The 8,576-nt window shown below is 68.5% G+C and carries 6 protein-coding genes and 1 tRNA gene; 2 read left to right on the top strand and 5 right to left on the bottom strand.

Annotated elements, in window-relative coordinates:
• The 3 genes from WA805_RS16295 to topA form a co-directional block, all read right to left on the bottom strand.
• On the bottom strand, nucleotides 1-225 hold a 225-nt coding region (locus WA805_RS16295), incomplete at its 3' end, for an ATP-binding protein (protein WP_425242754.1).
• Nucleotides 226-388: 163 nt separating this feature from the next.
• Nucleotides 389-2,563 (bottom strand): dTMP kinase, encoded by a 2,175-nt coding sequence (gene tmk, locus WA805_RS16290; RefSeq protein WP_422290445.1) that lies wholly within the window; start codon nucleotides 2,561-2,563, stop codon nucleotides 389-391.
• Between the two features lie 57 nt (nucleotides 2,564-2,620).
• Nucleotides 2,621-5,494, bottom strand: a complete 2,874-nt coding sequence (topA, locus tag WA805_RS16285; protein ID WP_425242753.1) for a type I DNA topoisomerase — start codon at nucleotides 5,492-5,494, stop codon at nucleotides 2,621-2,623.
• A 247-nt stretch (nucleotides 5,495-5,741) separates the two neighbouring features.
• Between topA and WA805_RS16280 the strand changes: the two genes are divergently transcribed.
• Nucleotides 5,742-5,927 (top strand): DUF5703 family protein, encoded by a 186-nt coding sequence (locus tag WA805_RS16280; RefSeq protein WP_422278773.1) that lies wholly within the window; start codon nucleotides 5,742-5,744, stop codon nucleotides 5,925-5,927.
• A gap of 17 nt (nucleotides 5,928-5,944) precedes the next feature.
• On the opposite strand, the gene WA805_RS16275 is transcribed toward WA805_RS16280, so the two are convergent.
• On the bottom strand, nucleotides 5,945-7,264 hold the full coding sequence (locus WA805_RS16275; RefSeq protein WP_422290443.1) for a M20/M25/M40 family metallo-hydrolase: 1,320 nt from the start codon (nucleotides 7,262-7,264) through the stop codon (nucleotides 5,945-5,947).
• A 142-nt stretch (nucleotides 7,265-7,406) separates the two neighbouring features.
• Between WA805_RS16275 and WA805_RS16270 the strand changes: the two genes are divergently transcribed.
• A tRNA-Leu gene (locus tag WA805_RS16270) sits at nucleotides 7,407-7,494 on the top strand.
• Here WA805_RS16270 and WA805_RS16265 read toward each other — a convergent pair.
• Nucleotides 7,473-8,543 carry a recombinase family protein gene (locus tag WA805_RS16265; RefSeq protein WP_425242755.1) on the bottom strand — a complete coding sequence of 357 codons (1,071 nt, stop codon included), beginning with the start codon at nucleotides 8,541-8,543 and terminating at the stop codon, nucleotides 7,473-7,475. The genes WA805_RS16270 and WA805_RS16265 overlap by 22 nt on opposite strands.
• Nucleotides 8,544-8,576 lie beyond the last annotated feature (33 nt).

Below are 8,576 nucleotides of genomic sequence, written 5' to 3'. Positions count from 1 at the left end.
CAGCAGGTCGGCGTGCGTCCCCGCGCGCACCTGCCGGCAGCTCGGGCAGACGCCGCAGCCGCCGTTCTCGCACAGCAGCGCCGCGGCGAACGCCCGGGCGGCGACGCTCCGCCCCGACCCGGGCGGGCCGGTGAACAGCCAGGCGTGCGTCATCCCGCCGGCGACGGCGGCTTGCAATTGCCCGACCACGGCCTCCTGCCCCGCAAGCTGGTCCCAGACGCTCACCTCACGCCCACCACCCAGCCGCCACGCCGCATCCCCACCACAGCACCGCCACGCCGCATCCCCGCCACCCAGCCGCCACGCTGAAGGTGGTCGATGGTCCATTGACCCCCTTCTTTGGTGGTCGATGGACCATCGACCACCAAAGACCTGGAGGTTCGCGGGGTCATCCGTGATCCGCGACCTGATCGGTGATGGCGGGGAACGAGCCGGTGTTCGCCTCCGTGGTGTGCGGCACCGGGTCCGGCAGGATCTGCCTGATCCGGTCCTTGATCTCGGAGCTGATCTCCGCGACCGACCGGGTGGCGTCGAGCACCAGGTACCTGGGCGGGTCCTCGCGGGCCAGCGCGAGGAACCCGGCGCGCACCCGGCGGTGGAACTCTGGGGGCTCGGCCTCGAGCCGGTCGGCCGACCGGGCGCGCCGCCCGAGGCCTGCCTCGGGCGGCATGTCGAGCAGGATCGTGAGGTCGGGCATCCGGCCGCCCGTCGCCCAGCTGTTGAGCTGCGCGATATCCGAGTTGCTCAGTCCCCGCCCGTTGCCCTGGTACGCCAGCGAGGAGTCCACGTACCGGTCGCTGATCACTACCGCGCCGCGGTCCAGCGCCGGCTGGATGACCGACGCCACGTGCTCCGCCCGGTCCGCCGCGTACATCAGCGCCTCCGCGTGCGGCGACATCCCGGTGTGGGCGGTGTCGAGCAGCAGGGCGCGCAGCCGCATCCCGACCTTGGTCGCGCCAGGCTCGTGCGTCGTCACCACGTCGTAGCCGATCTCCCGCAGCCAGATCGCGATCAGGCGGGCCTGTGTTGTCTTGCCTGAGCCCTCGCCGCCCTCGAAGGCGATGAACAGCCCGTGCGGGGCGGGCGGCCCGTGCCCGTTGACGGACGCGGCTGCGGCCGGAGCCGGGCTGAACTGCTCGCCGCGCAGCGCCGCCACCAGGTCCTCGCGCAGCGGCACACCCTTGCGGTCGTCCATGTCCCGGTAGGACTTGATCCCGACGAACGCGACGATCACCGCAGCGAGCAGCAGCACGGCGTTCTGCCCGGCAGAGGTGTACTCGAGGTGCCCGACCTGCACGTCCGGTGATCCGGTGACCGCCTTGATGATCGCGGTGAAGCCGCCCGCGATGAACGGCACGAGCGCGATGACCATCAGCAAGATCACTTGGATCGTCGACTGGAAGAACGCGAACACCCGGCCGCGCGTCTCGTCGTCGACCTCGAGCCCGACGATCGTGAAGCCCGTGGGATAAGCGATACCTGCCAGCATGCCGACCAAGAAGACCATGAACACCACGAAGATCAGGTTCGGCACCAGGCCGATCAGCGCCAGCGGCACCGCGGAGGCCGTCAGGGACAGCCCGAAAAGCCGCCGCCTGGAGAAGTCACCGAACGGGCGGGTGCCGAACGCCATGCCGAACGCCATGCCGATGAAGATCGCGGCGAACACCAGGCCCCATCCGGCGGGACCGCCGTGCAGGGTCTGCGTGATGTAGGTGTACCCGAGCCCGACTATGACGCCGGCCGCGGAGAACGCGCCGAGCATCCCGACCACCAGCCCGCGCACCACGGGCGTGTTCCTGATGAACTGCCAGCCCTCCCAGATGGCCTTGGCGGTGGACGGCACGGAGATATCGCCGCTGCTGCGCCGCTTGGCGATCTGGCGCAGGAAGTAGACGGTGACCGCGGAGATGAAGTAGGACGCGCCGTTGAAGTAGAGCGCCAGGTCCACGTTGTTCGTCTTGAAGACCGGCGCGACATGGCTGAGCCCCGCGGCGATCAGCGACAGCACGGCGAAGATCCCGGCCGCGAGCGGCGCGGTGCCGTAGGTCATGAGCTGGCTCAGCTGGTTGGCGCGCTCCAGCTTGTCCTTGGGCACGAGGTTCGGGATGGAGGCCGCGGCCGCCGGATTCCAGAACTGGGACGCGACCCCGGCCAGGAACTTGGCGACGAAGATCCAGGTCAGGTTCGGGAAGAGCGGGATGGAGAGAAACAGCACTCCGCGTACTACGTCGCCGACGATCATGGTCATCCGGCGGTCGAGCCGGTCGGCGACCGCGCCAGCGACCGGCCCGAGGAGCAGCGCGGGCAGCAGCGTGACCAGCCACACGCCACCGACGGCCGAGCTCTTGGCGACGTCGCTGCCGTGGGTCAGCGACGGCGCCAGCACGGTCAGCGCCAGGATGGACAGCCAGTCACCCAGGCTGGACAGCGACAACGCGATCCACAGCCTGCGGAACGGCTTGATCGACAGCACTCCGTCCCCGGGACGAGCGCGTCTGGCCCGGCGGCCTGGCGGACCGTCTCCCGGGCTGTCGCTGCGTGGCGCGGAGCGGAAGTTCACGGCGTTAGGTTATCGATAGCGGGCAGTGTGCCTGGTCACGACTGCATGATCGTGATTTTACTTGCCTTGCGTTTCGGCCTTTTTGCGCGCGGTCGGCGATTTCCTCGCGCTCTTTGCCGTGGTAGCTGTCTTCTTGGCGGCCGGGGCCTTCGCGGTGCTGGCCCGCCTGGCGGGACGCGACGGCGCGGCCGTGCGACGGTCGGCGAGCAGTTCGGCGCCGCGCTGCGGAGTGATGGTCGCTACATCGTCACCCTTGCGCAGCGACGCGTTCGTCTCGCCGTCGGTCACGTACGGGCCGAACCGCCCCTCCTTCACCAGCATCGGCTTGCCGGTCGCCGGGTCGTCGCCGAGCTCGCGCAGCGGCGGGGCGGCGCCCCTGGCGCCGCGGCCGCGGGGCTTCGGCTGCGCCAGCAGGTCCTTGGCCTCGGCGAGCGTGACGCTGAACATCTCTTCCTCGGTCGCCAGCGACCTGCTCTCCTGGCCGTGCTTCACGTAGGGACCGTACCGGCCGTTCTGCACGGTGACCGGCTCGCCGTCGAGCTCGCCGAGCACCCGCGGCAGGCTGAGCAGCCGCAGCGCGTCGTCCAGCGTCACGGTGTCCAGGGACATGGACTTGAGCAGCGACGCGGTGCGCGGCTTGTCCTTTGAATCCTCCGGGAGCACTTCCGTCACGTACGGGCCGAAGCGGCCGGCCTTGGCCACCACCTCGTGGCCAGTAGCCGGATCCGTGCCGAGCGGCACCTCTCCGTTCGGAACGCTGAGAAGCTCTTCCGCCTTTTCCGGAGTCAGCTCGTCCGGCGCCACGTCCTCGGGCACGTTGGCACGCTGCCCGTCCCGCTCCAGGTACGGGCCGTACCTGCCGACGCGGACGACAATGTCGCTGCCGGCCAGCGGGAACGAGCTGACGTCCCGGGCGTCGATGTCGCTGATGTCGCTGACCAGCGCCTTCAGGCCAGGGTCGTCATGCCCGGGGTCGTCGGTGCCGAAGTAGAAGCGGCGCAGCCAGGGAACCCGTTCCGCCTCGCCGCGGGCGATCTCGTCGAGCGCGTCCTCCATCCGGGCGGTGAACTCGTAGTCGACGAGCTGCCCGAAGTGCCGCTCGAGCAGGGTGACCACAGCGAACGCCAGGAAGCTCGGCACGAGCGCCGTGCCCTTCTTGAACACGTAGCCGCGGTCCAGGATCGTGCCGATGATCGACGCGTACGTAGACGGGCGGCCGATCTCCCGGTCCTCGAGCTCCTTGACCAGGCTCGCCTCGGTGTACCGAGCAGGCGGCCTCGTGGCGTGCTCGGCCGCGTCGACGCGCAGCGCCGAGAGTGGCTGGCGCTCGGCCAGCACCGGCAGGCGGCGCTCCTGGTCGTCGGTGTCCGTGGCGTCGTCGGTGGACTCCACGTAGGCGCGCAGGAACCCGTAGAAGTTGATGATCTTGCCGGAGGCGGAGAACTCGGTCCTGTGTACCGCCGCCGGGTCGAAGGCCTGAGCGTTCAGAGGAGCGCCGGTACGTTCCGAATCATGATTTCCGGTCCCGGGACCCGGGATCCCCTCGACGCGGACCGATACCGATTCCCCGGTCGCGTCCTTCATCTGCGACGCGACCGTGCGCTTCCAGACCAGGTCGTACAGCCGCAGCTCGTCACTCTTGAGGCCGGACCGCTGGGCTTCGGCCGGGGTGCGGAACCGGTCGCCGGCCGGGCGGATCGCCTCGTGCGCCTCCTGCGCGTTCTTCACCTTGCTCGCGTAGGCGCGCGGCGCGTCCGGCACGTACTCCGCGCCGTAGAGCTCACGCGCCTGCTGGCGGGCAGCGGAGATCGCCGTCTGCGACAGCTGGATCGAGTCGGTCCGCATATAGGTGATGTAGCCGTTCTCGTACAGCCGCTGGGCCACGGACATCGTGTACTTGGCGGAGAACCCCAGCTTGCGGGAGGCCTCCTGCTGCAGCGTCGTGGTGCGGAACGGCGCGTACGGCGAACGGCGATACGGCCTGCGCTCGACCGAGTAGACCCGGAAGCGGGCCTCCTCGTCGCGCAGCCGGGCGGCGAGCGCGGTGGCGCCCGCGCCGTCCAGGTGCAGGACGTCGGTGCCGCGCAGTTCACCCTGCGGCGTGAAGTCGCGGCCCTGGGCGACCCGCGTGCCGTCCACGGTCAGCAGCGTGGCGGTGAAGCTCGTCGGGCTGTCCGGGAGCCTTTCCCTGCCGTGCTCCTCGGTGGCGAACTCCGCCTCGAGGTCCCAGTAGCTCGCGGACCTGAAGGCGATCCGCTCCCGCTCCTTGTCGACGATCAGCCGGGTCGCGACCGACTGGACGCGGCCGGCCGACAGCCGTGGCATGACCTTCTTCCACAGCACCGGCGACACTTCGTACCCGTAGAGCCGGTCCAGGACGCGCCGGGTCTGGTAGGCGTCTACCTTGCCGTGGTTGAGCTCCGTCGGGTTGGCGACCGCTCGCGCGATCGCCTCCGGCGTGATCTCGTGGAAGACCATCCGCCTGGCCGGAACCTTCGGCTTCAGCTCTTCGAGCAGGTGCCACGCGATGGCTTCGCCCTCGCGGTCCTCGTCAGTGGCGAGGTAGAGCTCATCGGCGTCCTTGAGCAGCGTCTTGAGCTTGGAAACCTGCTGCTTCTTGTCGCCGGGCACGACGTAGAGAGCCTGGAAGTCGTGGTCGACGTCGACGCCGAGCCGCGCCCAGGGCTCACCGCGGTACCTTTGCGGGATTTCCGCCGCCTTGTCAGGCATGTCGCGAATGTGGCCGATGCTGGATTCGACCACGTATCCCCTGCCGAGGTAACCGGCGATCGTCCGCGCCTTGGCAGGCGACTCTACGATCACCAGCTTGGTGCCGCGGCCGCTCCCGTTGTCGCCGCTGCTGCTGGCAGGCGTTGCCGCCCCGTTGTTCGAGGCCGCTGTCTTGCTAGCGGCCTTCCTTCTTGCTGGCACGTTCTTTTCCCAACCTCACATCCGCGCCATGGCGTGTCGCACACGGCGGCTTGTCCCCGCGTTCCGGTGACACCGCCGCAAGTACCATACGCGGCGCGGCCACGAAATGCCCGTCCCTGCCCCGTAATCCGTTATCTCTGCAACCGCTGAAGCCGCCCAGACTGTTCCCGGCCACTGTTCCCGGCCGCCGGCCTCTGTTGTCCTGAACGGCTTGCGCAGCCCGTCCGCTGACGCAGAATAAGAGGCAATGGCCGAGTACGACTACCTCGTCTTGTACCTGCCACGCGGAACGTCCCGCGACGCCGCGCGGCGGATCCTCACGGACCACGCGGAGTACGGCAACTGGGAACTGGCCAGGCTCCGCAAGTTCGCCGACGGCAGCAGGAAGGCTACCCTCCGCCGCAGGATCATACGGGCCGTACGGACATTCTGAGGGTTTTCCCGGACCGTTCAGGCTAGGTCGAGGAATCGGTCTAGCACGCGCACCCCGAAGCGCAGGCCGTCTACCGCCACCCGCTCGTCGATACCGTGGAACATTCCGGAAAAATCCAGTTCCGGCGGGAGCTTGAGCGGGCTGAACCCGAAGCACCGGACGCCGAGCTGGCTGAACCATTTCGCGTCGGTTCCCGCGGACAAGCAGTAGGGCGCCACCTTGGCCTGCGGATCTTCCGCCAGCAGGGACGCGGACATCGCGTCGTACAGGTCCCCGTCCGCCGTGGTCTCGAGCGAGATGTCGTGATGGATGAACTCGCGCTTGACCGCGGTGCCGAGCATCCGGTCGACCTCGGCGAAGAATTCTTCTTCGTGTCCGGGCAGAAAGCGCCCGTCAACTTCTGCTGTCGCCGACTGCGGGATGACGTTGACCTTATACCCCGCCTTGAGCCCTGTCGGATTTGTCGTATTCTTCATCGCGGCGCCGATCATGCGGCTCATCCCGCCGAGTTTCCCGAGGACGCTCCCCGGGTCCTGCGGGTCGAATTCGACGCCGAGCGCCGCGCTTGCTGCCGTCAGGAACGCCCGAGTCGAGTCCGGGAGCTGCACGGGCCACTCATGCCGGCCGATCCTGGCGACCGCCTCAGCCACCTCAGTGACCGCGTTGTCCCCGTGGATCATTGACCCGTGCCCTGCCGTGCCTGTCGCGGTCAGCCGCATCCAGGCGAGCCCCTTCTCCGCAGTCTGCAGGGCGTACAACCGCTGATCCCCGACGGTCACGCTGAACCCGCCGACCTCACCGATCGCCTCGGTGACCCCTTCGAACAAGCCGGGATGTTCCTGCGTCAGGTACCGGGCGCCCCACTTGCCGCCCGCCTCCTCGTCGGCGGTGAACGCCAGCACCACATCCCGCTTCGGCTTGCGCCCCTCGCGAAGCCGCTGACGCATGACGGCCAGCACCATCGCGTCCATGTCTTTCATGTCGACCGCGCCGCGCCCCCAGACGCAGCCCTCCGCGACCTCCCCGCCGAAGGGATCCCTGTGCCAGTCATCGGCGTCGGCCGGCACCACGTCCAGGTGCCCGTGGATGAGCAGCGCCGGCCTCGAGGGGTCCTCCCCCTCGATCCGCGCCACCAGGCTGGTCCGCTTCGGATGCGACTCGAGCACGGTCGGTTCGAGCCCGACTTCGGCAAGGAGCCCTGCGACGTGCTCCGCTGCCACCCGCTCACCCGGCCCCGAGTGGTCCCCCGGGTTCGTTGTGTCGATCCTGATCAGGTCACGGCAGATGTCGACGACCTCAGCTTCGGCAGTGGCCTGGGGTACGGGGTTCTCGGTCATCGCCCTATCGTCGCACGCCGTCCCACCTGGAGCTGGCACCCCCGCCTCGCTGGGCGAACCTCGAAACGCGGGGCTCGTGGGCTTCGCGTAGTCGCGCCAGGTTTGCTACCCTAGGCCAGCCGATGTGAACAGCATCGCCCCGGTCCGGGTGGCGGAATAGGCAGACGCGCTAGCTTGAGGTGCTAGTGCCCCAAAAGGGCATGGGGGTTCAAGTCCCCCCTCGGACACCATCGGAAAACCCAAACTCCACGGGCTCTACTCGTGCTTCTACGATCTTCCTTCCTGGGTGATAGGTCAGCTTGAGGCCTAGCTGACGGAAGACTTCTGCTTTGTCGTGAGGGTTCGCGTCATGCAGGACTGCGGCGATGTCGGCGAGCCGATCGACGATGGCCTCGACCTTTGCCTCGCTCATCCGTGCGCGCGGCGCCGGCCTGCGCGTCAGGAGTACGTAGCGCGCCTTCTCCGCTTCGGTCTCGGTGATCCACTCTGCGACAGTCGCCGGGTCGGCCCCTGCATCAAGAGCCGCGCGGTACTGGGCTAGCTTGCGGTCACACTCGGCGACCTTGCGAGCGCTCTGGTCATCGCCGGTGCGCATCGACGATCCGGACAGCTGGACGGCCGCCAGGTCGCGAACCGTCTCGGTCAGCCGGTGCGGGGCGAACTCGCGGGCGAGCCAGCCGTCAACCTGTCCGATGATCGCGTCTTCGCGCAGGTTCACATTCAGCGGATGCTGAACGCGATTGGCCAGCGCGTACTCGGCCGCGAACCGGCACCGGTAGTACGTGATGCCCTTGGCCCAGTGACCCTGCATCCGCCGGTCGCACAGTCCGCACCAGACGCAGCCGCGCAGCGCGTAGGGATGCCGGGAGCGGTGCGGCTTATGCTCGGCGTGCTTAATCGCGCGCCCGCTCAGCATGACCTGAACCCGGTCGAAGGTCTCCCGGTCAATGATCGGTGGATGCACGATCTTCGCTGACCAGACCCACATGTCCGATCCGTTCCAGCGCAGCTTGGTGGTATGGCCGAGCGCGACGTCATCGACGTCGATCAGCACCTCGTCCTTACGCTGCTTGTTCCAGACCTGGTGGCCGGTGTACCGGGGATTGGCGAGGATGGCGCGGACCGCGAACTTGTTCCACGCGATGCCGCCCCGGTGCGAGTTCCGCGCCGGGTCGTGCGCGGATGGGCTCGGGATGCCATCGCGGGTAAGACCTTCCGCTATCGCGTAGATCCCGTGCCCGGCGGCGAACTCGGCGAAGATTCTGCGTACGACCGGCATCGCACCCGGGTCCAGGTCGAGACGGTGCAGCCG

Source organism: Trebonia sp. (genome assembly GCF_049794275.1).
Lineage (GTDB): Bacteria > Actinomycetota > Actinomycetes > Streptosporangiales > Streptosporangiaceae > Trebonia.
This window is presented reverse-complemented; position numbering and strand designations above follow the sequence as displayed.